Consider the following 24,855-nt stretch of genomic DNA (forward strand, 5'->3'; position numbering starts at 1 on the left):
TCTGCACCGACGGCCTGGTGGTCAGCATGGGGCAGTCCCTAGCTTCCTAGGTCGTGTGCCGAGACAGAGTCACCATGCCGAGCGGGGCAAGGCCGTGTTCCCCAGTAGCACGGCGCTGAAATAACGTGGCACTAACAGCGCGGCGTGGCAAACGCCATCACCTCCGCCACGCTCGCCTTGCCCAGCGCGAGCTGTATCAACCTGTCGAGCCCCAGTGCCACGCCACTTCCCGCCGGCATGCCCGCTTCGAGCGCCGCCAGCAGGCGGACATCGGCACCCACCTCGCCGTGCCCTAGCCGCTGGCGTTCTCGGTTATCCTCAACAAAGCGTGAGGTCTGCTCCTCGGCATCGGTGAGCTCGTCGTAACCGTTCGCCAGTTCGAGGCCGGACACGTAGAGCTCGAAGCGCGCCGCGACCTCCACCCCATCTTCGGGATCACGATGCTTGCGGGCCAGCGCGGCTTGCGAGGCCGGATAATCGATCACCACGTCGATCCCCTCGCGGCCCAGCGTCGGCTCGATGACCAGGCCCATCAGCAGATCCAGGCAGCCGTCGCGGTCAGCGTCTTGCATGTCCAACCCGCCACGCTCACCGGCCAGCCGGCGCAGCGATTCGAGCGGCGTGGTAAACGGATCGACCTGCAACTGCTCGCGGAACAGTTCGCGATAACGACGCAGCCGCCGAGGCCCGGCCTCGGGCAGCAGCTCGCGCACCAGCGCCACACTCTCGTCGATCAGTGCGGAAAGCGAAAAGCCCGGGCGATACCATTCGAGCATGGTGAACTCGAGATTGTGACGACGCCCCACCTCGCCGTCGCGGAAGCTACGTGCCAACTGAAAGATCGGGCCACTGCCCGCCGCCAGCAAGCGCTTCATGTGGAATTCCGGCGAGGTCTGCAGCCATAACCTTTCGCGTCCACCCGGCGTCGAGGCCTCTAGCGACAAGCTCGCCAGGTGCGGGTCGGTACTGCCGCCATGGCCCAGCACCGGGGTCTCCACCTCCAGCACATCGCGCTCGGCAAAGAATGCCCGCACTCGCGCAAGCAAGCGCGCCCGCTCGCGCAGCGTCGCGATACTCGCCGTGGGCTGCCAGTCGTCAGGCATGGGGGTTCTCCTTAAGTCTCGGGCCGCGAGCCGCGAAAATCAGCGTGTTGCCCTTAAGCGAAAAATGCCAGCGACGCTGGCATTTTTCGCTCGAAGCTCGAAGCTCGAAGCTCGAAGCTCGTAGCTCGTAGCTCGTAGCTCGTAGCTCGTAGCTCGTAGCTCAGTTTAGGCCCGCGAGACGTATTCCCCCGTCCGCGTATCGACCTTGAGCACTTCGCCTTCGTTGATGAACAGCGGTACACGCGCCACCGCGCCCGACGACAGCGTGGCCGGCTTGGAACCGCCTTGCGCGGTGTCGCCCTTGAGGCCAGGATCGGTCTCGACCACTTCCAGTTCGATGAAGTTGGGCGGCGAGACGGCAATCGCATTGTCGTTCCACAATGTCACGGTGTAGACGACCTGCTCCTTGAGCCACTTCTCGACATCGCCGATGGCCTTCTTGTCGACCGCGTACTGCTCGAAGGAGCCGTCGGTGCGCATGAAGTGCCACATGTCGCCATCGCTGTAGAGGTACTCCATGTCCAGCTCCAGCACATCGGCACCTTCCAGCGACTCGCCGGACTTGAAGGTCCGATCCCAGACGCGCCCGGTGATCAAGTTACGCAGTTTGACGCGGCTGAATGCCTGGCCCTTGCCCGGCTTGACGAACTCGTTCTCGAGGATGCTGCACGGATCCCCGTCGAGCATGACTTTCAGACCGCCCTTGAATTCATTGGTAGAATACGTCGCCATGATGCCTCGCTAGTTGCATGCGTCGTAGCGTGCGCTACGCAGATTGCTCGATGCGCCTCGTCATGGGATGACACCACCGCCATCACGAGGCCCATAGGAAATAGCCACACATGATAACCCGAACATCCATTGCTTTGCAGAGCGCGAATGCCGAGTCCGGCGAAGACGGTCCCGAAGGCGCCACGTTGACCCCGCGTCAGCACTCGCAGGACTGGCAAGCCCAGTTGCGCGATGCGGTACGCGACCCGCACGCGCTGTGTCGCAACCTGGGGCTCGATCCCGCCTGGCTGCCGGGCGCCGAGGAAGGGCACGCCCTGTTTCCGGTACGCGTGCCGCACGCCTACCTATCGCGCATTCGCCATGGCGATGCGGACGACCCCTTGCTGCGCCAGGTGCTGCCCCTGGAGCGGGAAAGCGACAGCGTCGCCGGTTTCGTCAGCGACCCACTCGAGGAAGCCGAACACCGCCCGCGCCCAGGATTGATCCACAAGTATCGCAACCGCGTGCTGCTGATCGCCAGCCCGGCCTGCGCCATCAATTGTCGCTACTGCTTTCGTCGACATTTCCCCTACGCCGAGAATTCACCCTCGCGCGCGCAGTGGGAGTCCACACTCGACTATCTGCGCCAGGACACCTCAATCAACGAGGCCATCTTCTCCGGCGGCGACCCCCTGGCCTCGCCCGACCGTCGCCTGGCCTGGCTGGCCGAGCGCCTGGCGGACATTCCGCATCTCAAGCGCCTGCGCTTGCATACACGCCTGCCGGTGGTGATTCCCGACCGCGTCGATGGCGCGCTGCTCGACTGGCTGGCGGCCACGCGGCTACAGACCGTGGTGGTGGTGCATATCAACCACCCCAACGAGATCGACACGCACGTCGCCGAGGCCATGGCGCGCTTGCGCGGCGCCGGCGTCACGCTGCTCAATCAGAGCGTGCTGCTGCGCGGGGTCAACGATGACGTCGAAACGCTCGCCCGGTTATCCGAGCGGCTTTTCGAGGCGGGGATCCTGCCCTATTACCTGCATGTGCTCGATCCCGTCGAAGGGGCTGCGCATTTCGATGTCTCCGATGCCGAGGCGGTGTCGCTGGTCGAGACGCTACGCACCCACCTCGCCGGCTTTCTGATGCCGCGCCTGGTGCGCGAGATTCCGGGGGAGGCCAGCAAGACGCCGCTGGCCTAGATTCTGTACGACAATTGCCATCGCTCGCCGACTTTTCGTACAGAACTTGGACGACTCCGATGGCCTCACGCCGACAGGGCGCGCGCCACGATCTCGCGTTCCCGCTCGGGCAGCGTCAGCGCTGACGCCAGCTCGTGCCCACGCGGGGACATCTTGCGCCAGGTCTTGGCGACGATGCGCACCAGCTTGTCGTCATCGTGTTCACGGGCGAAATCGCTGAAATAGTGCGCCATGAAGACCAGGCAAGCGGCGTCTTCCAACGCTTGGGTGTCCGCGTCGCGCTTGAGGTTTTCCTTACGAATCAAGGCACCGACATGCTCCACCGCCGCCTCGTCATAGCCTGCCTCGCGGACGATCTCTTCAGCCAGCGCCGCCTGGCGCCGCCCGAGATCGCGTCGCCAGGCCAGATAGCCGGGGCGATCGCGCGGGTAGTCGTCACGCGGCACTTCCCAGCGCCGCAGATGCTGGGCGCGCACCGCCAGTTGCAACGGCTCCGAAGCCTCCGGGGCGACCCGCGCCAGCCAGTCACTCATGCGCTGGGCATAGAGCAGCTCGGCAGGCTGTTCGCCCTCTTCCGTCATTTCGTGCTTGGGATCCTCGGCATGGGCCGTATCCAACGCCTCCTGAGCGAACTGAAAGGGCGTAGTCCCGGGCATGCTGATCTCCTTAGGATTCGTGCCTAAACGTTGATGTCTGGACGTTTATATCTGAACTTTTATCTCTAAATGAGGCTCATCGATAGCGCTGCCCGCGATATTCCAGCCAACCGTCGGGATGATCGCCGCCAGGATCGCGATGCGTCCAGTGCACGACGCCACCCTCGCTATTCCACTCGTATTCACCGAAGAAGCCCACCGTGTCCCCGGCTTGCAATCCCTCGAGCCGGGGCGCCAGATCGATGTTGTGCGCGATGAGCACGGTCTGCCCACTCGACAAGCGCAGAATGAAGCGCTGATGGCGGCCGCCTTCGTTGTCATCCGGCAGCACGCGTACCACCTCGCCGCGTGCTTGGACCTGAAGCCCGCTATGGTGCTGCCGATATGCCTCGCGCAGAGTCACGACGCCCGAACGCGCCCCTTCACCGGCCGACGGTGCCGACACCGATGGCGCCAGGACCGTCAGCGCTCCGGCAAGTATGAGTACCACCGCCGCGAACGTCAGGCCGAGGAGGATCGCGCGGCGACGCATGCTCATGCCGATCTCAGGCCTCGCCAAGCGTCTCGGCGGTGACGTTGGGCGCCGGCGCCTGCTGGGTACGCCAATGGCGGTTCAACGCACCGAGCACCGCCTTCATGGAAGCGCTGGTGATGCTCTCGTCGATGCCGACACCAAATACCGGCGTCTGCTCGACTCGCACTTCGACATAGGCCACCGCTTCGGCATCGGCGCCCTGGCCGCGCGAATGTTCGTGATAGTCGATGATCTCGACATCCAACCCGTGGGCCGCCAACGCCTTGATGAAGGACGCCAGAGGGCCGTTGCCCTCGCCGGCGACGTGGCGACGCTCGCCCTGTTCATCGATCTGGGCGTCGAGGCGCACGCGAGGGCTATCGTCATCCGAATTCAAGCGATGATTGATCAGCGCGTAGGGATCGCGGCTGGTGAGGTATTCATCTTCGAAGGTGCGATAGATCATTTGCGAGGTGATCTCACGCCCGGTGCGCTCAGCCACCGTCTGCACCACCTGGCTGAACTCGATGGACAGGCGGCGCGGCAGCTCGATGCCGTGTTCCTGTTCCAGCAGATAAGAGACGCCGCCCTTGCCTGACTGACTGTTGACGCGGATCACTGCCTCGTAGGAGCGCCCCACGTCGAGTGGGTCGATGGGCAGATACGGTACGCCCCAGGGGCTCTCGGGATGCTCGCGGCGCTCGGCCATGCCCTTCTTGATGGCATCCTGGTGCGAGCCGGCAAAGGCCGTGAATACCAGGTCTCCGACATACGGGTGGCGCGGATGCACCGGCAACTGGTTGCAGTGTTCCACCTCGCGCATCAGCGGCGTGATGTTGGAAAAATCGAGCTGTGGATGCACTCCCTGGGTGTACATGTTCATCGCCAGAGTGACGATATCCACATTGCCGGTGCGTTCGCCGTTACCGAACAGCGTGCCTTCCACGCGGTCGGCGCCGGCCATCAGCGCCAGCTCCGCCGCCGCCACACCGGTGCCACGATCATTGTGCGGATGCACGCTCACCACCAGGCTATCGCGCCGCACGACGTGACGGCAGAACCACTCGATCTGGTCGGCATAGTGATTGGGCGTGGCAATTTCCACGGTGGCCGGCAGGTTGACGATCATCGGCTTGGCCGGCGTCGGCTGGTAGACCTCACTGACCGCATCGACGATATCCACCGCGAAGTCCAGCTCGGTCGAGGTAAAGAGCTCCGGCGAATACTGGAAGGTCCAGTCGGTTTGCGGGCGGGCCGCCATCATCTCCTTGATCTGCGCAGTGGCATCCTGGGCGATCTGGATGCATTGCGACTTGTCGACGCCGAATACCACCCGGCGGAAGACCGGATCGGTAGCATTGTAGACGTGGACGATGGCGCGCTTGACGCCTTCCAGCGCCTCGAAGGTACGCTCGATGAGGTGCGGCCGCGCCTGGGTCAGTACCTGAATGGTGACGTCGTCGGGGATCGCGTCGTCTTCGATCAACTCACGCACGTAATCGAAATCGATCTGCGAGGCCGAGGGAAAACCGACCTCGATCTGCTTAAAGCCGGTCTTGACCAGCAAGTCGAAGAAGCGCCGCTTGCGCTCGAGATCCATGGGATCGATCAGCGCCTGATTGCCGTCGCGCATGTCCACGCTGCACCACACGGGCGGGTGCGTGATCCGCTGCGCCGGCCACTGGCGATCAGGCAAATCGACGGCCTCGAAGGGACGGTATTTGGTGGAGGGATCCTTGAGCATCATGGCGTTATCTCCTGCAGCGATATGCGATGGTAAAACTTCCCCACTCGAACACGACGACGCCTCGCGGCGAATAAGCACCACAGGGCATCGGCAATGACATGACACATCGGCTCGCGATCCTCATCGCGGACCGAAGAGCACTCGACAACGGTGCGAAAAGCATTCGGAGAGGTCGGGGAGAGAGTGGCGGTGTTCGACATGGCTGACATTTTCTTCGTTGGACTGGGCTTCGTTAGACCGGGAGGGTGACGATGCGCGAGGCATCCGTCGGCTCATAGGCCGCTGGTAAGTCGTAGGTCTAAACGTAGTAGTCGCATGTCGAAGATCGTCATATAGCTAACTAAACAGCTGCGCGCATGGCTGTCAACTGCCACTCACGATAATGGTGCCTCCTCATCGAGCGCCGCATGACCGTCTTGCCACAGGCGTATCAGCCACGCCGGGGCATGCGGCTCGTCAAAACAGCGCTGCCAATGCGGCTGCCCGGTACGGCGCGAGGAAAGCGTGAGGCGAAAAAAACGGCCATCGGGCGGCGTGCGCGCTGCCTCGGGCAGCCCCGCCAGGGCTTGCAACCCCGCATCGAGACGCACCCACTGCAAAGGCGTCAGCCGGTCGCAATCGATCTCGCGCGGCGCGGCCAATCCCGGTAGATAGGCGAAACCGCCCTCGCGCACGACCTCCAGTCGCGTATCGCCCGACAGCACCGGCAGCTCGGCGTGGCTCATGAGATGACGCCCACCTCGCGCCATGCCTCACCCACCGCGCGACGCTCGCGACTCTCGAGCCCATAAAGACGCTCGGCGTGATCGAGCGTCAGGGCGGCGAAGGCCGCGAAGTCCGCTTCGCGACTCAATGTCGCGTCGCGTATCGCGGCATACCATACCGGCCCCACGCTTTCCCAGGCAGGTGCCTCGAGGGCCACTGCAGCAAGGTAAAATGCACGATTGGGAATGCCTGAATTGATGTGCACACCGCCGTTGTCGGCTTGCGTGTCGACGAAATCGCGCATGTGCCCCGGCTGCGGATCGCTGCCCAGCACGGGGTCGTCATACGCCGTACCCGGTGCTTTCATGGAGCGCAGCGCCTGACCTTGCACCCGATCGGTCAGCAACGCCGCGCCGATCAGCCAGTCAGCAGCCTGAGGCGACTCACCGGCGTGGTACTGCTTGACCAGCACCCCGAACACATCGGCCAGCGACTCGTTGAGCGCCCCCGCCTGATCGGCATAGATCAGGCCGACATCGCGCTCGATCACACCATGAGTCAATTCGTGCGCGATGACTTCCGGCGCCGCCGTGAAGCGCCGAAACAATTCGCCATCACCGTCGCCGAAGACCATCTGCGAGCCGTCCCAGAACGCATTGTCGTAGTCGCGAGCGTAATGCACGGTGCCAATCAACGGCATGCCACGATCATCGATGGAATCGCGCTCGAAGACCTCCCAGTAGAACCGATAGGTCGCGCCCAACCATTCATAGGCTTCGTCCACGGCCACATCGCCGCTCTCGGGCTGGCCTTCTTCTCGCACCAGGCGCCCGGGCAGCGTTTGCTCGTGCTCGGCGCTGTGAATTCGACGATCGGGGCGCCCGGCAACGGCCCGCGCCGCATCCCGCTGCGGTGCCGGCACGCCACGCTTGCGAAACCAGTGATCGGCCTCGAGCGTCTGCTGGGCACAACGACGTAGGCGTACCGAGCCCTGCGCCGCGACGCGCTCAAGTACGTGGGGCGGCATGATACCGCACGCTGAAGTCTTCGTATCCGGCATGAACTTGGGCCCTCGATCGGCTATCGGGTATGCCCAGACAGTGTGGCTCAGGATGCTCTATCAAGCACAACGAGACGTGCTAAACCGGCGTCAACCGATAGTGCGCGGCATTGACGGTTTCCTTCAACGCACCCAACTGCGCGATGTCATGACCGGAAAGCGGCTGGTCGAGACGCCGTTTGGGATTACGAGTATTGAGCACGACATGCACCTGGCTAGGCGTGCCATGCGCATCGTGACGCTGAACCCAGGCGAGCGCACCGTTGGCGTAGAATGCCAGGGAGCCGATCGGCGCCATGCCGAAGCGGCGGATATAGCGTTGTACCCAAGCATTGTCGAAGCCCTCGGCCTGTGTCAGTAGATGTCGATAGACCTCGCGCTGCGTCCAGGCGGCAAGCCCAGGACGCGGGCGCGTCATGACGTCGGCGACATCGACCACTGCCATCATGCGCGCCAGCTCGGGCAATGCATCCCCCCGCTTGCCCGCTGGGTAGCCGCTGCCATCGAGTCGCTCGTTGGCCATGCCGATGACTTGCTCGACGACATCACCCTCCAGCCAACGGCATTCGTCCAGGCGCTCGCGTATCACACCGACGTGGGTGTGAAGCTGATCTTGCTTTTCCGGGCTCAACACTTCATCACGCAACAAGACATCGGGCAGCATGCCCTTGCCCAGATCGTGAAGCAGGGTACAAGCCACCACCGCCTTGAGGCGCTCCGGCGCCATAAGCCGTGACTGGGCAAGGTCCAGCATGCGCACGGCCACCATCAGGCTATGCTGCACCAGGTGAGATTCCTGGGTAAAACACGCACTCGCATACAGCAGCGCCTGACGATCCTGCTGCCACAGTGCCAGCAGCGTATCGGTACTGCGCGAGAGCTGTGTCGAGGCCACCGGCTTACCGCTTTTCAACTGCACCAATTGCGCGTTGAGATAATCGGCGACCTTTTGCAGCCGGGACGCCATCGCGCCTCCCGGTTGCGGTTGCGACTTCGCCTGGCGCGAGTGCGACGTGTCATGCTGGGCAGCATCGGACGATTGAAAAAGTGTCGAAGGCTCCAGAAGGCGTCCGGTATGCATGACGGTACGTGCGCTTTCGCGCTCGACTTCCTTGACGCAGTACCACACCAGGCGCTCCATCGCGGACGATAAATCGATGAACTCGCAGCCCGCCTGTGCCTGCGTCCATGACTCGTCGGTGCTCACGTGGCGGACACCGGCCGGCAATTCGAAATGACGCTGGTTGGGAAACGTCAGGCGAATGCTATCGATGGTCTGCTCGGGCTTGAGCGCGGCGGCCGCAGCCAGCGGCAGCTCAACCAGGCAACCGCCCAGCGAGAGATTGCAAAGCCGCCCTTCATACGGCGTGTCCTCGCCCGCCACACGCAATGTGACGCCAACCTCCATGTCGGCACGCAGACTGGCTCGAAAGTTCTGGCGTCGATGCACCACGGACACCGATTGCGGATAATCGCATATGGCCAGAAGGCGCTCACCCTGTTCGTGCCATTCACGCACCACGAGCGACTGGGTGGTCAGCATTGCCCCCTCGACCTGTCCCATCAACTGGAATGTCTCGCCGCGCCGCAGCCGAGGAACGATCTCGCGAACCGCCGAGATATCCAGGCACAGCGAATCTTCCTGAACGATGTTCATGACCACCACGGGCCACGGCGCTCCGTCACCGCTCTCGAAGCACAGACTCACGCCCCCGGGCAGGGTAAAGGCCTCGAGAAAGCCGTAAAGTTCGCCGGGGTGCGTGATGTCTTGGATGGGTGAGGAATCGGGTGGTGACATTTAGGTCTCGACGCTGACGAAACGAAAACGAGCACCGCCATCACGCGCATGCTCGTGTAAGACTGTGTAACCTTTTATCGACTACATCATGCAAGACTTGAATAGCATCTGGCTGTGACTACAAGCGAGCCAGCTCATCCTCATGATAGCCCAGCAAGTACAATATAGCGTCCAGCCCCAGCGTGCTGATCGACTGCCGCGCCTGTTGGCGCACCAGCGGCTTGGCGCGGAAGGCAATGCCCAGCCCCGCGCTTTCCAGCATCTTGAGGTCGTTTGCGCCGTCACCCACGGCAATGGTCTGCGCCATATCCCATCCTTCGCGCCGCGCGAGTTCGCCCAGCCACCAGGCCTTGCGCTCGGCATCGATGATTGGCTCGCGCACCTCGCCGGTGATCTTGCCATCGCGGATCACCAGCTCGTTGGCGTGAATCTCGTCGAACCCCAGGCGCTCCTCCAGGTAACGCGCGAAATAGGTAAAACCTCCGGAAATGATGGCAGTCCGGTAGCCCAGACGCTTGAGGTGCATCATCAAGCGTTCGACGCCATCCATTAGCGGCAGATTCTCCGCGATCTCCCGCAGTACCGACTCGTCGAGCCCTTCCAGCTTGGCCATACGCTCACGGAAGCTCTGCTTGAAATCCAGCTCGCCACGCATGGAACGCTCGGTGACGGCGGCCACCTCCTCAAAGACACCGTGCCGACGTGCCAGCTCATCGATCACCTCGGCCTGAATCAGGGTCGAGTCCATATCGAAGCAAATTAGCCTCGAATGTCGGCGCCACAGGGAGTCTTCCTGAATGGCAACATCCACTCCCTGGCGCGCACCAAGCGCCAGCGCCTGTTCGCGTAGGTGAGGAAGCTCGACCGCCGCCCCGCGCAGAATGAACTCCACGCAGGCGCCATGGGGGGGCTGTTCATCGAGGGAATCGCCGCCCGACAAACGCGCAACGCGCTCGACGCTCAACCCATGCGCCGCCGCCAGCTCACCGACATCGGCGAGAATCCCCGAAGGCAGTCGAGGCGCCAGCAGGGTCAGGATCAGGCGCGGCATATCGGCCTGAGCCTCTAGGGTTTTCCATGTGTCTGCCGTCACCGCCTCAACCTCGATGGTAAGCCTCTGTTGAACGGGATCTTGCGCGGCGAGATGCCCGTTCAGTTGCGATTTGAAGGCGTCGGCGCCGATCTCGGCGTTCACCAGCATCTCGAGGGCGACATGGCCCAACGCACTGTGCTGGTGAATGTCCACAAGCCGCGCCTGGCATTCCATCAAGGCCGCACCTAGCACTGCCAACTGGCCCGGGTGGTCGGGACCGCCGGCACGAATCAATAACCGCTGTGTCATATGGCCTCTTCTCTTCTATCTTTTTTCTTCGACCTCTAGCCGGTCGACTTTCTGGAAGCCTCGCGACAACTTGCTTCCCCGGCGGCCACGCTCACCGACGTAGTAGTCGAGATCACGACTCGAGAGCGTCTGCTTCCGCTTGCCGGCATGTACCACCAGCGAGGCCCTGGCGGGAAGCATGGCCAAATCACGTACAAACTCTTCCCGGTTGGTGGCGCGCGCGCCGGGTATATCGATCATCTTGTTGCCCTTGCCCTTGGCCATGACCGGCAGCTGCTCGAGCGGGAAGACCAGCAAACGCCCCTCGTTGGAGACCACAGCGATGTGCGTGCCTTCACTTTCCGGCACCGCGACGGGCGGCATGACATTGCAGCCCTTGGGCACGCTGAGCGCAGCCTTGCCCGCCTTGCTCTTGCCGATCAAATCATCGAGCCGAGCGATGAAGCCGTAGCCGCCATCGGACGCCAGCAGATACCGCGCCTCGGGTATATCGAGCATTACCCCTACCATGCGCGCGCCGGCACCGGGGTTGATGCGCCCCGTAATGGGCTCACCCTGACTGCGGGCCGAAGGCAGGTTATGCGCGGGAAGCGTATAGCTGCGCCCGGCGTCATCGAGCAATACCAGCGGCTGGTTGGACTTGCCACGTGCGGCCAGATGAAAGCTGTCACCTGCCTTGTAGGAAAGCCCTGCAGGATCGATCTCGTGGCCCTTGGCACTACGGATCCAACCTTTTTCGGAGAGCACCACCGTAATCGGATCGGCGCCCACCAGCTCGACCTCGGAGAGCGCCTTGGCCTCGCCGCGTTCGACCAGCGGCGCGCGGCGTGCATCGCCATAGTCGTCGGCGTCCTGGCGCAATTCGCGCTCGATCAGGTCAGTCAGCGCCTCGTCGTTGCCCAGCAGTTCCTTGAGGCGTTCACGTTCAGCGCTCAGTTCGTCCTGCTCGCCACGAATCTTCATCTCCTCGAGCTTGGCCAGATGCCGCAGGCGCAATTCGAGAATCGCTTCCGCCTGGCGCTCGCTGAGCCCAAAGGCATTCATCAACGCCGGCTTGGGCGCATCTTCCTCGCGGATGATGCGGATCACCTCGTCAAGATCGAGATAGGCCGCCAGCAAGCCTTCGAGGATATGCAGGCGATCCTCGACCTTGTTCAAGCGATGCTCGAGTCGCCGGCGTACCGTCGCTCTGCGGAAACGCAGCCATTCTTCCAAGATGGCATCGAGCGCCATGACCCGAGGCCGACCGTCCAGCCCGATCACGTTCAGGTTGACGCGCACGTTCTTCTCAAGATCGGTGGTGGCGAAAAGATGCGCCATCAGGGCTTCGACATCGACCTTGCCCGAGCGCGGCACCAGCACCAGGCGCGTGGGCGTCTCGTGGGTCGACTCATCGCGCAGATCCGCCACCATGGGTAGCTTCTTGGCCTGCATCTGCGCGGCGATCTGCTCGAGCACCTTGGCGCCACTGACCTGATAAGGCAGCGCAGTGACCACCACGTTGCCATCTTCCAGCATATAGCGGCCGCGCAGCTTCACCGAGCCACGTCCGCTCTCGTAAAGCTTGCCGAGATCGCTCGGGGAGCTGATGATTTCCGCCTCGGTGGGAAAATCCGGCGCCGGTACGTAGGTCATCAGATCACTGACGCTGGCCTCGGGATGGCGCAGCAAGTGGCAGGTAGCGTCCACGACTTCGCGTACGTTATGCGGCGGAATGTCGGTGGCCATACCTACCGCGATACCGGTCGCGCCATTGAGCAACACATGCGGCAAACGCGACGGCAGCACGGCCGGCTCGTCGAGGGTACCGTCGAAGTTGGGGGTCCAGTCGACGGTGCCCTGACCGAGTTCGGAGAGCAGTACCTCCGAGAACTTCGACAACCGCGCCTCGGTATAGCGCATCGCCGCGAACGACTTGGGATCGTCGGGACTCCCCCAGTTGCCTTGGCCATCGACCAGTGGATAGCGATAGCTGAACGACTGCGCCATCAGCACCATGGCCTCGTAACAGGCGCTGTCGCCGTGCGGGTGGAATTTACCCAGCACGTCTCCGACGGTACGTGCCGACTTCTTGTACTTGGCGTTGGCATTCAGCGATAGCTCGCGCATGGCGTAGACAATACGCCTCTGGACCGGTTTCATCCCGTCGCCGATATGCGGCAACGCCCGGTCGAGAATCACGTACATCGAGTAATCGAGATACGCCTTCTCGGTATATTCCTTGAGGGACAAACGTTCGACGTCGCCCTCTTCCACATGGATGTCCATGGTCATGGGTTTGGGGCCCTATCTACCATCATGGAAACTTCGCGGACCGTGCCCGCACGAAACATAGCTTGAAGAGAGAAGAACGGCGCTTCGCGCCTGGAAGAAGGAAGAAACCCTAAGACAACCTGCCTCATCTCTCTTATACCTTCCATCTTCTTTCTTATTTCTTCGTCCTTATCTCTTCCGTCTTCCTTCTCACACTTCTATATCGGCGAGGTTGCCGTAGTCCTCGAGCCAGTTCTTGCGGTCGCTGGCGCGTTTCTTGGCCAATAGCATATCCATCATTTCGCGGGTGCCGTCGTCCGTGGTGAGGGTCAGTTGCACGAGGCGCCGGGTGTCGGCCGCCATGGTGGTTTCACGCAATTGCAGTGGGCTCATCTCACCGAGCCCCTTGAAGCGCTGGACGTTCGGGGTACCGCGCTTGCCTTCCAGGCGCTTCAAGATAGCGGTTTTCTCGCTTTCGTCGAGGGCATAGTGCACTTCCTTGCCCAGGTCGATGCGGTATAGCGGCGGCATGGCCACGAACACATGACCGGCATCGACCAGCGACGGGAAGTGGCGCACGAACAGCGCGCACAGCAGGGTGGCGATATGCAGGCCGTCGGAGTCGGCATCGGCGAGAATGCATATCTTGTGGTAACGCAGCTTGGAAAGATTATCGCTGCCAGGATCCATGCCGATGGCGACGGCAATGTCGTGGACCTCTTGGGAGCCGTAGATCTCGTGTGCTTCGACTTCCCAGGTGTTGAGGATTTTGCCGCGCAGCGGGAGGATCGCCTGCGTCTCACGATCGCGGGCCTGCTTGGCGCTACCGCCAGCGCTATCGCCCTCGACCAGAAACAGCTCGGAGGCCGCCGGGTCCTGCCCTGCGCAGTCGGCGAGCTTGCCCGGCAAAGCGGGGCCGGAGGTCACCTTCTTGCGGGCCACCTTCTTGGCGCTCTTTTGGCGCCGTTGGGCAGCATTGATCACCAGTTCGGCCAAGGCCTCGGCCTGGTCGACGTGATGGTTGAGCCACAGCGAGAAGGCGTCCTTGACGACGCCGGAGACGAAGCCCGCCACCACGCGCGAGGAAAGTCGCTCCTTGGTCTGGCCGGCGAACTGGGGGTCGAGCAGCTTCACCGAGAGCACGAAGGCGACGCGCTCCCACAGGTCGTCGCCGGTCAACTTGACCCCGCGCGGCAGCAGGCTGCGGTATTCGCAGAATTCACGCAGCGCCTCGAGCAATCCCGAGCGCAAGCCGTTGACATGCGTCCCACCAAGCGGGGTGGGAATCAGGTTGACGTAGGATTCCTGCAGCAACTCACCGCCTTCCGGCAGCCACTGGATCGCCCAATCGACGCCCTGATCGTCGTCCTCGAAGTGACCGAGAAACGGCGAGCTGGGCAGCGCTTCGGCATCGTCGGTGGCCTGGGCCAGGTAGTCGCGCAACCCATCCGCATACTGCCAGACGCTCTCGGTACCATCCGCCTCGATCAGCGTGACCTTGAGCCCCGGGCAGAGCACCGCCTTGGCGCGCAGCAGGTGCTGAAGGCGCGGTAGCGACAGCTTGGGACTATCGAAATAGCTGTCGTCCGGCCAGAAGCGCAGCACCGTGCCCGTGGCCTTCTTGGCACACGCCCCGATGACGGCGAGTTCCTCTACTTTGTCGCCATGGGCGAAGGCGATGCCGTGGCGATCGCCGTCGCGGCAGACCTCGACTTCAAGACGCCGCGACAGCGCATTGACCACCGATACCCCGACACCATGCAGGCCACCCGAGAAACGATAGCTCGATTGAGAGAACTTCCCGCCCGCATGCAACCGCGTCAGGATGAGCTCGACACCGGACACCCCATGCTCGGGATGTACGTCGATGGGCATGCCACGCCCGTCATCAGAGACCTCGATGCCGCCGTCGTCATGCAACTGCACACGAATATGCCGCGCATGACCGGCCAGCGCCTCGTCGACGCTGTTGTCGAGGACCTCCTGCACGAGATGATTGGGGCGACTGGTATCGGTGTACATTCCGGGGCGCTTGCGCACCGGGTCGAGTCCCGACAGGACCTCGATGGAACTGGCACTGTATTGCGTCATGCGTTGTCCATTAAGTGTGTTCGTCAGAGCGCGCGTAAGGTCGTGCGGGCAGCGTCCAACCACCATGCGCGAAGATGGCCGGCAAATAATCGGACAAGGCACTGAAGCCATGATCGCCGCCGGGATGCACGATCATCGAGGCACCGGCATAGAAATCCAGTGCATCGCGACAATCCAGCGTTTCATCAGCGCTGCCCAGCAGCACTCGATAACGGCTCGGGTCGATGACGGCAGCAGGCGTCATGGCCTCGAGAGCCTCGCCATGGCGCGCATCGATGGTAAAGCGCTCATGGGTATAAGGATTTTCCAACGGCGCGCCCATCCACTGCGTCACCAAGCGTGCCGGACGTACTGCGGGGTTGATCAACACCGCGCGCACGCCGAAGCGTTCGGCCAGGCAGGTAGCTAGAAAGCCTCCCATCGAACTGCCGATCAGCAAAGTGTCATCGCCCAGGGCATGCAACTCGCGTTCAGCGCATGCCAAGGCTTCATCGGGGCGATGCGGCAATTGCGGCGTGACACACCGAGGTGGCGCCACATCTACGCTCGCCAGGTGCTCGCAGGTCGCCGCGATCAGCCGTGCCTTAGGCGACGCCGCGCCGCTATTGAAACCATGCAGATACAGGATATTAGCCACGGGCGTCATATTAGCCACAGGCGTCATATTGGCCTCGGAAGACGTCAGCATACCTTAAAACCTGTACAAACAGCCAGTATCATGTGCCGTCCTGTGCTTGCCATACAACATCGAGCAGACCCCGGCTGGAGTCGTCCAGCGTCTCGGCACCGCGCCGCGAAGCCAGTATCTGCTCGGTTTCGGAGGCGATCTGCTTGCCCAGTTCCACCCCCCACTGATCGAAGGGGTTGATGTCCCAGAGGGTGGCCTGCACGAACACCTTGTGCTCGTAGAGTGCAATCAACGCGCCCAGGGTGCGCGGCGTCAGGCGATCGAGCAGCAGCGTGGTCGAGGGCTGGTTGCCACGGTAACGTTTATGGCTCGGACGCGGCACATCACTGGGCAGAGCTTCGTCCCCCAGCATCAAGACCCGCGACTGAGCGACGCAGTTGGCCAACGTCAGACGGTGCTGGGCCTTGAGGTGCGCCCGAGTGGCCGGATCCTCGACCCGATCATAACGTCGCACCGGAGCGATGAAGTCGCACTCCACCGCCTGCGTGCCCTGATGCAGCAACTGATAGAAGGCATGTTGCGCGTTGGGACCAAGCTGCCCCCACAGTACCGGACAGGTTGAATACGGCGTGATCTCGCCACTATTGGTGACCGACTTGCCGTTGGACTCCATCTCGAGCTGCTCAAGATAACTGGCGAAGTATTCGAGGCGGCCATCATAAGGCAGAATCGAGTGCGCGCGCACATCCAGGAAGTTGACGTTCCAGATGCCCGCCAACGCCAGCAGTACCGGCAGGTTGTCCTCGAGCGGTGTCTCGCGGAAATGGCAATCCATGTCGTGAGCGCCCGCCAGCAGCTCGCGGAAGTTGTCCATGCCTACCGCCATCGCAATAGGCAAGCCAATGGCACCCCATAGCGAATAACGTCCGCCGACCCACTCCCAGAATCGCAACTGGTGGCGCGGATCGATGCCCCACTCGCTCATTCTTTCGGGCTTGGCCGAAACACCGATGAAATGCTGACGCATCACCAACTCGCTCATCTCGGTATCTTGACCGCCATCGGCCAAGCGCGTCATCAACCAGTCGCGTGCGGTCGAGGCGTTGGATAGCGTATCGATGGTGGTGAACGACTTCGACGACAGCACGAACAGCGTAGTGGCAGGGTTGAAGCGGGTTAGATAGTCGGCGAGTTGCGAGCCGTCCATGGTCGAGGCGAAATGAATGTCGACCTGATGCACGTCGCGTGGCCGGTAATCGGCCAGGGCGTGGGTCACCATCAAAGGGCCCAGGTCGGAGCCGCCGACGCCCAGGTTCACCACGTCGGTGATCGGCCGCCCCGTGGCGCCGCGCCACTGCCCGGCGTGACATTTTTCGACCATGGCCTGCATGTGGGCCAACGTCTCGTGGACATCGGGGACGACATCCTCGCCCTCGACCACCAGGCTAGCCTCCGGCGGCAAGCGCAAGGCGGTATGCAGGGCCGGGCGATCCTCGGAGCGGTTGACCCGCTCGCCGTTTTGCAAACGCGCGATGGCGCGCTCGAGATTCGCCTCGCGGGCTAGCTCGAGCAGCATTGATAACGTCTCGTCGCGCCAGCGATGCTTGGAAAGATCCAGCGTCAGTCCCGCGCCGCGCCGCGTGAAGCGCGCATGACGACCGGGATGCTCGGCGAACAAACTCTTGAGATGCACATCACGCATCTCAGTGGCATGCGCGGCAAGCCTTTGCCAGGCCGGCGAATGATGGATCATGGTTGACTGGGTCATGACTCGTACTCTCCTTGACAAGCTCGCTAATGGCCCTGCGGATGCACAGCCACGGCGCGGCGCGTACAATGCGCCATTCCCTGTGGCCTGGCCACGCCTCGACTCGATGAGTGCCTCATGAGTGACGCATCTTACCGTGACGCGATCTTTTCGACACCCCTCGACCGGGTGGCCAACTTTTCCTTCGACGAACAGGTCGTCGCCTGCTTTCCCGACATGATTCGTCGCTCGGTACCCGGCTATGGCCAGATATTGGGCATGCTGGGCTTGATCGCCGAACGCCACCTGCGCTTCGGCGCGCATGTCTACGATCTGGGCTGCTCGCTGGGCGCGGTGAGCCTAGCGCTCGCCGGGCGCTTACCGCCGGAAGCCTTCACGCTGACCGGTGTCGACCTGTCGCCGACGATGGTCGCCCGGGCGCGCGACACGCTCGGTGAGGAATGCCCCGATCATCGCATCGACATCATCGAAGGCGATATCCGGCACATCGATTATCGACCCGCCGGCATGATCGTGCTCAACTTCACGTTACAATTCTTGCCGCCCGAGGACCGCCGCGCGGTCATCGAAGACCTGTACGCCGCCCTGGAGCCCGGCGGTGTGCTGGTGCTCTCGGAGAAGATCGTGCTACCCGACGAGCAGGAAAACGCCTGGCTAGTGGAACGCTACCACGATTTCAAGCGCGCCAATGGCTACAGCGACATGGAAATCAGCCAGAAACGCACCGCGCTGGAAAACGTGCTGGTGCCAGACACCCTCGAGGCGCATCACGATCGTCTGCGTAGCGCTGGATTTACGCGCGTCAGCACCTGGTTTCAGTATCTCAATTTCGCCTCGATGGTGGCCTTCAAGGATGCCTGATCGCTTCCCGATCGACCGCACCCAACGTGCGCTGTTCGATGCCTTCCTCGACCATGGCCTGACCGAATGGGTCGCGCGCTTGCCGAAGCAACTTGCCAACGGCCTGGACCGTCGTCGATTCGGCGACCTGCCTGCCTGGGAAAAGGCCGTCGCCAAGCTCCCTGCATTGCCCGAGTCACGCCATGTCGCGCTCGACCAGGACAACGTGCGGGTCGATGTCGCGCTCGACGATAGCCGCCGACGCCAATGCGAAAACCTGTTGCGCAAGTTGATGCCCTGGCGCAAGGGACCCTACATGCTTGGCGGGATCGAGATCGACACCGAATGGCGTTCGGATTGGAAATGGCAGCGCGTCGCTCCGCATCTGGCGCCGCTCGAGGGACGCCGCGTACTGGATGTCGGCGGCGGCAACGGCTACCACGCCTGGCGCATGGCCGGCGCGGGCGCGGCGTTCGTGCTGGTTATCGACCCGTCGCCACGCTTCTATTACCAGTTTCAAGCAATACGCCATTTCGTGGGCGATGCCGACGCATGGCGCACGCATTTCCTGCCGGTCGGTATCGAGGAGGTCCCCCCGCAACTCGAAGCGTTCGACACCACCTTTTCGATGGGCGTTCTTTACCACCGCGCCTCGCCGCTCGAACATCTGGCGCAACTGCGCGACACCCTGCGCCCCGGCGGCGAGCTGGTCCTCGAGACCCTAGTCGTGAAAGGCGATGTCACCACCGTCTTCATGCCTGGTGAGCGCTACGCTGCCATGCCCAACGTCTACTTCTTGCCCTCATCAAAGGCGCTATCGCATTGGCTCGAGCGCTGCGGTTTCGAAGATGTACGCGTCGTCGACGAGGCTCCGACATCGTTGGCAGAACAGCGCAGCACCGCGTGGATGACGTTCCAATCGCTGGCCGACTTTCTCGATCCCGAAGATCCGACGTTGACCCTCGAAGGCTATCCGGCACCACGCCGTGCCGTACTAGTGGCGCGCAAACCTGAGTGACTTGCTCTTCTTCGACATGAGAACGATAATGCTTATCATTATCGGCATCGAAGGAGGCTTACCATGCTGTCGCTCTTCAATGCAGCCCTGGAAGGAATGCCGCGGCTGATGCCCTTCAACGATCGTCTGATGCCGGGCGAGCTACTCGGCATTTGCGGACCGCATGGCGCCGGCAAGAGTACCCTGATCGGCTTGCTCGCCGGTCTCTACCGGCCCACGCGCGGTAGCATCTGCCTCGACGGACAACCCCTGCACTGCTGGCCCGGCACCTATCGTGCCCAGCGCATCGCGCACGTCGTCGCACCCCCGCAAAGCCTGGCCGATTGGCGCGTGCGCGACCTGGTCGGGCTGGGTCTACTGGAGAGTTGCTCACGCGTCACGCAACACGGTGCCACTTCACCGCCCTGCCTTCCGCTTGCGGTTGAGACGGCGCTCAATGCGCTCGACCTACAGGCCATGGGTGACCAACGTCTGGGAGAACTCGATCCCGCGAATGCTCAACGCGCGATGATCGCGCGCTCGCTGTGCCAAGTCGCGGCGGCGCCTCATTGCCCATTCCGGCAGCGGCGTGACAACGGCATCCTGCTTCTTGACCTCGATCCCCTGGCGCCCACGGAAGAGCAGCGCCTACTAGCCGATCTAGGCGCCGCCTCACGGCGCTACCGCTTGTGTATCGTGACAGTCGTCAGCCAGTGCGACGCGAGTCTCGCATGCTGTGATCGCGTGTGGTGGATGGACGCCGGTGCACGCTGCACGAACCTCACGCCGGCGGTGCGCCATGTGCTCAGGGTGCAGGTGACCCCGCCGAAGGCGGAGACACCTCTCACGAAGGCGCCGGACGCCACGCCTTGACGTCAATCGGTCTCAGGCGTGTCGACCTGCAAGGCCTCGCGTCGAATGCGCCAGTCTTCCAGTGCCATGCGCGCCTGGGCACGCTGTGCCTGGTCTTCCAAGGCGCGTGACGGCGATACAGTGGCCGCCAGCGTGTTGTCCTTCAATTCACGCTCATCTTTCGACCAACGATAGTAGGTAGGATCGGTGAGACTAGTAGCCGCCCCTGCCTCGCTGACCATGACGCCCTGTCCGCCATCCTGGTGATTGAATGTCAGCGCCATGGGCGATGCTTGCGGCGTATACAGATCTCGCCCCATCCACGGCACCTGCGCGCCGGAAAGCGAATGCGCCCATAACGTCGGGAAGATATCCCGGTGGCTGGTCCAGTCATCGACCTGCGCCTCGCCACCATTCCGATAGGCCGGTGGCATCCACATCAGGATCGGCACACCGAATTGATCGAACAAATCATGCGCGTCGGGATACTGCATGAGGGAGCGTGTGTTGTGATCGCCGGTCGCCGCGAACAGCGTGTGGTCCATCAACCCATCGGCCTCAAGACGGTCGAGAAAACGCCCCAGGTTGTCATTGGCGTATTGATAGGTCTCGAGAATCGAGGTGCCGAAGTCGGGCGAGATGGCCAGATCATCGCCCAGTCGCGAGACATCCAGTGGCGCAGGATCGTAGTCATCCGGAATCTTGTATGGCGGGTGATTGGTGACCGATAACATTACCAACAGCAGCTTCTCGTCGTTGGCCTCGGCCTCTTTCAGCAGCTCCTCACCGTAGCGGAACATCCACTCATCATAGGGCCCCCAGGTACCACCCTTGGCCTCAGGGAAACGCTCGCGAATCGCGCTCTCACCCAGCACCTCGTCGAAGCCTTGCCGCTTGAATGCATCGTCGATATTGCGCCACTGCGCAGAGCCTGACTTCAGTAACACGGTATGGTATCCCGCACGCTCATAAGGCAACACAGCCGATGTGGAATACTGACGATAGCCATAACGGCTTTGCGTCAACGGACTGATCGGCGTATCGAGCAGCAGCCCCTCCAGAGAGGGATGCGTACCGTTTTCAGCTGATAGCGCATGCGGAAAATAATCCGCCTTTTCCTGTAGCCAGGGACGTAAGTGACCCAGAAGATCATTGTCCTCGGGGTCGTCGAAATCCAGCGGGTGACGCCCCCAGCTTTCCATCAAGCTCAACACGACATGCGGCGGTTTATCTTTTACAGCGGGTCGCTCGGGGGTCGTCTCTACCATGTGGTCGAGCACTGCCTGTGGCGTATCGGCCTGCGACCAGCCAAGCACTTCGGCCGCCGCCATGGGAGAGCTGAACCCATAACGCGCCAGGCCCGACTGCGGGTCATCGCCAACCTGATTGACCTGACGCTCTTTCCAGGCCAGATAAAGTGCCTGCGGTCCGCTGGGTACCAGGTCGTTGACGAAGGCACTCGACGAAACTGCCATGTGCATCTCGCGCAAGGGAAAGGTGCCCAGGGTGCCACGCCCCAGCCCAATCAGCGCCACCCAGGACACAGCGACCAAAAGGGTGGCCCACCGCCATCCCAGCCGGCGTCGTGCACGCCGATGGCCACGCCGCATCATAGCGATCTGCGTCCCTGTCATGCCAATCAAGACGATCAGCAAAGGGAGAAAGGGATAGTCACTCCAGATCGTCTGCAGCACCGCCTGAGTATCGTCTTCGAATAATCCGAAGATCAGCGAATTGATCGGTCCCTGATAAAAGGTGAAAAAGAAATGATTGATCAACGCCAAGAGATTGACCAAGGCCATGATCGCGATGGCCCAGATTAGCCACAGGCGACGCCAGCCTGCCAGGAAGACGCGCGGCAAGGGTAGCAGTGCCGTCGCCACCACCAACCATGGCCCCAGGAGCACCGCCATGATCTTGGCGTCGAAACGTAGCCCCATCCAGAAGGCTTGCAACACCTCGAAGCCCGGCACCTCCAGGGAAGGTGGCGCGTTCAATTGCCACAGCAGTACACGCATCAAGGTCAGGGTCGCTACCCCGATGAGTCCCAATCGCCACAATTGGCGGTTCATTTCACGCCAGTACTGCCAACGCGAAACGGTCACAGAATCGTTATGCATATGTCATCTCGGCCTGATAAGCGCGGACACTATACCGGCCTTGAGCGATTCTGACGATGCGTTAGCTTGCTAATAGGATAAATAGAAGCCTTCAGAAACAACAACGCGCGGCCAAAGCCGCGCGTCGCGATATCTGCTACTGGCGCTCACCACATCACGGACAGGGTCCACTTTGCAGATTGGCCTGAGTCACGTTGCTGCCCGGCTCCACGCTACGCGTGAGCCACACATTGCCCCCGATGATCGAGCCCTTGCCGATAGTGATACGTCCCAAAATGGTCGCCCCGGCATAGACGACCACATCGTTCTCGACGATGGGGTGGCGTGGTAAGCCTTTTTCCAGATGGCCGCGCTCATCCGACGGAAAGCGCTTGGCCCCCAGTGTCACAGCCTGATAGAGGCGCACGTTATTACCAATGACCGCGGTTTCGCCGATGACCACGCCAGTGCCATGGTCGATGAAGAAACCCTCGCCGATAGTGGCCCCCGGGTGGATGTCGATGCCCGTATCCGAATGCGCGATTTCCGCGATCATCCGCGCCAGCAACGAAAGATCCGCCTGGTAGAAGTAGCTGGCGATACGGTGATGGATGACCGCATGCACCCCCGGATAGCACAGCAACACCTCATCGACGCTACGCGCCGCCGGATCGCCATGGTAGGCCGCCATCACATCGGCATCGAGGCGGCGGCGAAGCTCGGGCAAGTCAGCCGCGAACTCCTGCACGATCTCCACCGCACGCGCCTGGGTGTCACTGGCATCGTGCCCCAATTGCCGGGCGATGTATTTCAGCTCCAGGCACACTTCGTGGCATAACGCATTGAGGGTAGCATCCAGCGTGTGGCCGACGTAGAAGTCCTCGCTCTCGCGACGCAGATCACTAGGGCCGAGACGCATCGGAAACAACGCCCCGATCAAGTCATCGGTAATGACACGAATGGCACTCCGCGACGGCAGTTCACGACAGCCACGCTCGCGCGAGCGCCCATGACGCTCGCGCCAGGTTTCGCGAGTAGCTCTCAACTGCGTCACGATTTCCTCAAGCTGCCAATCGACGTTATGCATACCTCACCGTGTCCTCAATGAATGCGAGTGTCTCATGATAAGCCGCCTCATGGTCGAGTGCGACCTCAATGTCGCATACGAGTAGACCATGCCCACCACACACGCAACTCCTTGAGGGGACCATGAAAAATGCCCTTCCTCGTAGGCGAGAAAGGGCATGCAATACGCCGAGATCAGTCTCTCAGCGCCCCAATAGTGAGCGGACGTCTTTCGCCTCCCAATGCGGGAAATATTTTCTAACCAAGGCATTGAGTTCGACCTCGAAGGCCTGCCAATCCACCTCGCCGGTGCCCGTGCCGACACCTTCGGCCGCGCCGCGTACCATCCCCGCACCCACGGTGACGTTGGTCAGCCGGTCGATGACGATGAAGCTGCCGGTGCCAGGGCTCACGCGGTAATCGTCCACCGGCAGCGTGCCGGCGACTTCGATGCGGCAGCGGCCGATGGCATTGAGCCCCAGGGTCTCGGCGGTGTGATGCTCGAGCGTGTTGACGTCGATCTGGTAGTCGATCTGGCTCACCTTGCCGGCGAGATCCTGCGTCGCGAGCTTGAGATCGTAAAGCCGGCCGGTCTCGAGAGCGGTGTCGTGCATCCACACGATATCGGCCTCGAAGGCGTCGGCCAACGGCACCTCGGCGTCGGCGGCGACCAGCCAGTCGCCCCGCGAGATGTCGATCTCATCACTCAGGGTGACGGTGATCGCTTGCCCCGGATACGCCCCCTCGAGATCGCCATCAAAGGTGACGATGCGCTCGACCGTGGAGCGCTTGCCCGAGGGCAGTACCTTGACGGCCTGGCCAGGCCGCAAAATGCCGGCCTCGAGCGTGCCGCAGTAGCCGCGGAAGTCGAGGTGCGGGCGATTGACGTACTGCACCGGCAGACGCAGATCCGTCAGGTTTTGATCGTGGGTGATCTCGACGGTCTCGAGCAGTTCGAGCAACGGCGTCCCGGGCTGCCCATCGACGCGGTACCAGGGCATGTTCTCGCTGCGATTGACGACGTTGTCGCCTTCCAGCGCGGAGAGTGGCACGAAGTGGATATCCGGCGCGTTGAGCTTGGCGGCGAACTCACGGTATTCGGCGACGATCTCGTCGAAGCGCGCCTGGGAATAGTCGACCAGGTCCATCTTGTTGACCGCGATCACCAAGTGCTGGATGCCCAGCAGGTCGGCGATGAAGCTGTGCCGCCGGGTCTGGGTCTGCACGCCGTGACGCGCGTCGATGAGGATCACCGCGAGGCTGGCCGTGGAAGCGCCAGTGGCCATGTTACGGGTGTACTGCTCGTGGCCCGGCGTGTCGGCGATGATGAACTTGCGCTTATCGGTGGAGAAATACCGATAGGCGACATCGATGGTGATGCCCTGCTCACGCTCGGACTGCAAGCCATCCACCAGCAGCGCCAG

The 24,855-nt window shown here is 62.3% G+C and carries 20 protein-coding genes; 4 read left to right on the forward strand and 16 right to left on the reverse strand.

Translation table 11 applies throughout. The annotated features are described in order from the left end of the window. Positions 1-131: 131 nt before the first annotated feature. Positions 132-1,103: an EF-P lysine aminoacylase EpmA gene (epmA, locus tag OP495_RS12645; RefSeq protein ID WP_280569689.1), complete on the reverse strand. Its 972-nt coding sequence runs from the start codon at positions 1,101-1,103 to the stop codon at positions 132-134. Between the two features lie 165 nt (positions 1,104-1,268). Next, positions 1,269-1,835: an elongation factor P gene (gene efp / locus OP495_RS12650; protein ID WP_280563484.1), complete on the reverse strand. Its 567-nt coding sequence runs from the start codon at positions 1,833-1,835 to the stop codon at positions 1,269-1,271. 110 nt (positions 1,836-1,945) lie between these two features. Between efp and epmB the strand changes: the two genes are divergently transcribed. Next, entirely contained in the window at positions 1,946-3,016 is a 1,071-nt protein-coding gene (gene epmB / locus OP495_RS12655; protein ID WP_280569690.1) for an EF-P beta-lysylation protein EpmB, read from the forward strand. A 65-nt stretch (positions 3,017-3,081) separates the two neighbouring features. Here epmB and OP495_RS12660 read toward each other — a convergent pair whose 3' ends face one another. From OP495_RS12660 to pgi, 11 genes are all read right to left on the reverse strand, one after another. After that, positions 3,082-3,672, reverse strand: a complete 591-nt coding sequence (locus OP495_RS12660; protein ID WP_280569692.1) for a DUF4202 domain-containing protein — start codon at positions 3,670-3,672, stop codon at positions 3,082-3,084. A 76-nt stretch (positions 3,673-3,748) separates the two neighbouring features. After that, on the reverse strand, positions 3,749-4,210 hold the full coding sequence (locus OP495_RS12665; protein ID WP_280569694.1) for a DUF3465 domain-containing protein: 462 nt from the start codon (positions 4,208-4,210) through the stop codon (positions 3,749-3,751). A gap of 7 nt (positions 4,211-4,217) precedes the next feature. Further along, complete coding sequence (leuA, locus tag OP495_RS12670; RefSeq protein ID WP_280569695.1) at positions 4,218-5,933, reverse strand: 2-isopropylmalate synthase; 1,716 nt, start codon at positions 5,931-5,933, stop codon at positions 4,218-4,220. 374 nt (positions 5,934-6,307) lie between these two features. Continuing rightward, the gene (locus tag OP495_RS12675) at positions 6,308-6,658 is read right to left on the reverse strand and encodes a protealysin inhibitor emfourin (protein WP_280563489.1); all 351 of its coding nucleotides are present in this window, start codon (positions 6,656-6,658) and stop codon (positions 6,308-6,310) included. After that, entirely contained in the window at positions 6,655-7,665 is a 1,011-nt protein-coding gene (locus OP495_RS12680; protein WP_280569697.1) for a M4 family metallopeptidase, read from the reverse strand. Before OP495_RS12680 ends, OP495_RS12675 begins: the two co-directional genes overlap by 4 nt. Before the next feature lie 112 nt (positions 7,666-7,777). After that, positions 7,778-9,496: an HD domain-containing phosphohydrolase gene (locus tag OP495_RS12685; protein ID WP_280569698.1), complete on the reverse strand. Its 1,719-nt coding sequence runs from the start codon at positions 9,494-9,496 to the stop codon at positions 7,778-7,780. 118 nt (positions 9,497-9,614) lie between these two features. Then, entirely contained in the window at positions 9,615-10,838 is a 1,224-nt protein-coding gene (gene serB, locus OP495_RS12690) for a phosphoserine phosphatase SerB (RefSeq protein WP_280569700.1), read from the reverse strand. Positions 10,839-10,853: 15 nt separating this feature from the next. Next, positions 10,854-13,112, reverse strand: a complete 2,259-nt coding sequence (gene parC, locus OP495_RS12695; protein WP_280569702.1) for a DNA topoisomerase IV subunit A — start codon at positions 13,110-13,112, stop codon at positions 10,854-10,856. A 189-nt stretch (positions 13,113-13,301) separates the two neighbouring features. Continuing rightward, positions 13,302-15,182, reverse strand: coding sequence for a DNA topoisomerase IV subunit B (parE, locus tag OP495_RS12700; protein WP_280569704.1), 1,881 nt, complete (start codon positions 15,180-15,182; stop codon positions 13,302-13,304). Between the two features lie 10 nt (positions 15,183-15,192). Continuing rightward, complete coding sequence (locus tag OP495_RS12705; RefSeq protein ID WP_280569705.1) at positions 15,193-15,870, reverse strand: YqiA/YcfP family alpha/beta fold hydrolase; 678 nt, start codon at positions 15,868-15,870, stop codon at positions 15,193-15,195. Between the two features lie 28 nt (positions 15,871-15,898). Further along, positions 15,899-17,578, reverse strand: coding sequence for a glucose-6-phosphate isomerase (gene pgi, locus OP495_RS12710; protein WP_280563496.1), 1,680 nt, complete (start codon positions 17,576-17,578; stop codon positions 15,899-15,901). A gap of 117 nt (positions 17,579-17,695) precedes the next feature. On the opposite strand from pgi, the gene cmoA reads away from it, so the two are divergent. The 3 genes from cmoA to OP495_RS12725 all read left to right on the forward strand — a co-directional run bounded on the left by cmoA (position 17,696) and on the right by OP495_RS12725 (position 20,288). Further along, the gene (cmoA, locus tag OP495_RS12715; RefSeq protein WP_280563497.1) at positions 17,696-18,439 is read left to right on the forward strand and encodes a carboxy-S-adenosyl-L-methionine synthase CmoA; all 744 of its coding nucleotides are present in this window, start codon (positions 17,696-17,698) and stop codon (positions 18,437-18,439) included. After that, positions 18,432-19,436, forward strand: coding sequence for a tRNA 5-methoxyuridine(34)/uridine 5-oxyacetic acid(34) synthase CmoB (gene cmoB / locus OP495_RS12720; RefSeq protein WP_280569706.1), 1,005 nt, complete (start codon positions 18,432-18,434; stop codon positions 19,434-19,436). The genes cmoA and cmoB overlap by 8 nt, the downstream gene beginning before the upstream one ends. Before the next feature lie 63 nt (positions 19,437-19,499). Continuing rightward, the gene (locus OP495_RS12725; protein ID WP_280569708.1) at positions 19,500-20,288 is read left to right on the forward strand and encodes an ABC transporter ATP-binding protein; all 789 of its coding nucleotides are present in this window, start codon (positions 19,500-19,502) and stop codon (positions 20,286-20,288) included. Between the two features lie 2 nt (positions 20,289-20,290). Here OP495_RS12725 and OP495_RS12730 read toward each other — a convergent pair whose 3' ends face one another. The 3 genes from OP495_RS12730 to cysN all read right to left on the reverse strand — a co-directional run. Continuing rightward, the gene (locus tag OP495_RS12730; protein WP_280569709.1) at positions 20,291-22,387 is read right to left on the reverse strand and encodes an LTA synthase family protein; all 2,097 of its coding nucleotides are present in this window, start codon (positions 22,385-22,387) and stop codon (positions 20,291-20,293) included. 154 nt (positions 22,388-22,541) lie between these two features. After that, entirely contained in the window at positions 22,542-23,453 is a 912-nt protein-coding gene (gene epsC / locus OP495_RS12735) for a serine O-acetyltransferase EpsC (protein WP_280563501.1), read from the reverse strand. A gap of 181 nt (positions 23,454-23,634) precedes the next feature. Further along, positions 23,635-24,855: sulfate adenylyltransferase subunit CysN (gene cysN, locus OP495_RS12740; protein ID WP_280569710.1), on the reverse strand; the 1,221-nt coding region annotated here is incomplete at its 5' end.

This window comes from Chromohalobacter sp. 296-RDG, assembly GCF_029889885.1.
Taxonomy (GTDB): domain Bacteria; phylum Pseudomonadota; class Gammaproteobacteria; order Pseudomonadales; family Halomonadaceae; genus Chromohalobacter.

Coding starts and splice junctions, on each gene's coding strand:
- pgi (WP_280563496.1), bottom strand. CDS start 17,578: ATGACCCAGTCAACCATGATCCATCATTCGCCGGCCTGGCAAAGGCTT.
- serB (WP_280569700.1), bottom strand. CDS start 10,838: ATGACACAGCGGTTATTGATTCGTGCCGGCGGTCCCGACCACCCGGGC.
- parE (WP_280569704.1), bottom strand. CDS start 15,182: ATGACGCAATACAGTGCCAGTTCCATCGAGGTCCTGTCGGGACTCGAC.
- parC (WP_280569702.1), bottom strand. CDS start 13,112: ATGACCATGGACATCCATGTGGAAGAGGGCGACGTCGAACGTTTGTCC.
- OP495_RS12685 (WP_280569698.1), bottom strand. CDS start 9,496: ATGTCACCACCCGATTCCTCACCCATCCAAGACATCACGCACCCCGGC.
- epmB (WP_280569690.1), top strand. CDS start 1,946: ATGATAACCCGAACATCCATTGCTTTGCAGAGCGCGAATGCCGAGTCC.
- OP495_RS12665 (WP_280569694.1), bottom strand. CDS start 4,210: ATGAGCATGCGTCGCCGCGCGATCCTCCTCGGCCTGACGTTCGCGGCG.
- OP495_RS12680 (WP_280569697.1), bottom strand. CDS start 7,665: ATGCCGCCCCACGTACTTGAGCGCGTCGCGGCGCAGGGCTCGGTACGC.
- cmoB (WP_280569706.1), top strand. CDS start 18,432: ATGCCTGATCGCTTCCCGATCGACCGCACCCAACGTGCGCTGTTCGAT.
- OP495_RS12730 (WP_280569709.1), bottom strand. CDS start 22,387: ATGCATAACGATTCTGTGACCGTTTCGCGTTGGCAGTACTGGCGTGAA.
- epmA (WP_280569689.1), bottom strand. CDS start 1,103: ATGCCTGACGACTGGCAGCCCACGGCGAGTATCGCGACGCTGCGCGAG.
- OP495_RS12705 (WP_280569705.1), bottom strand. CDS start 15,870: ATGCTGACGTCTTCCGAGGCCAATATGACGCCTGTGGCTAATATGACG.
- OP495_RS12675 (WP_280563489.1), bottom strand. CDS start 6,658: ATGAGCCACGCCGAGCTGCCGGTGCTGTCGGGCGATACGCGACTGGAG.
- OP495_RS12725 (WP_280569708.1), top strand. CDS start 19,500: ATGCTGTCGCTCTTCAATGCAGCCCTGGAAGGAATGCCGCGGCTGATG.
- OP495_RS12660 (WP_280569692.1), bottom strand. CDS start 3,672: ATGCCCGGGACTACGCCCTTTCAGTTCGCTCAGGAGGCGTTGGATACG.
- cmoA (WP_280563497.1), top strand. CDS start 17,696: ATGAGTGACGCATCTTACCGTGACGCGATCTTTTCGACACCCCTCGAC.
- efp (WP_280563484.1), bottom strand. CDS start 1,835: ATGGCGACGTATTCTACCAATGAATTCAAGGGCGGTCTGAAAGTCATG.
- epsC (WP_280563501.1), bottom strand. CDS start 23,453: ATGCATAACGTCGATTGGCAGCTTGAGGAAATCGTGACGCAGTTGAGA.
- leuA (WP_280569695.1), bottom strand. CDS start 5,933: ATGATGCTCAAGGATCCCTCCACCAAATACCGTCCCTTCGAGGCCGTC.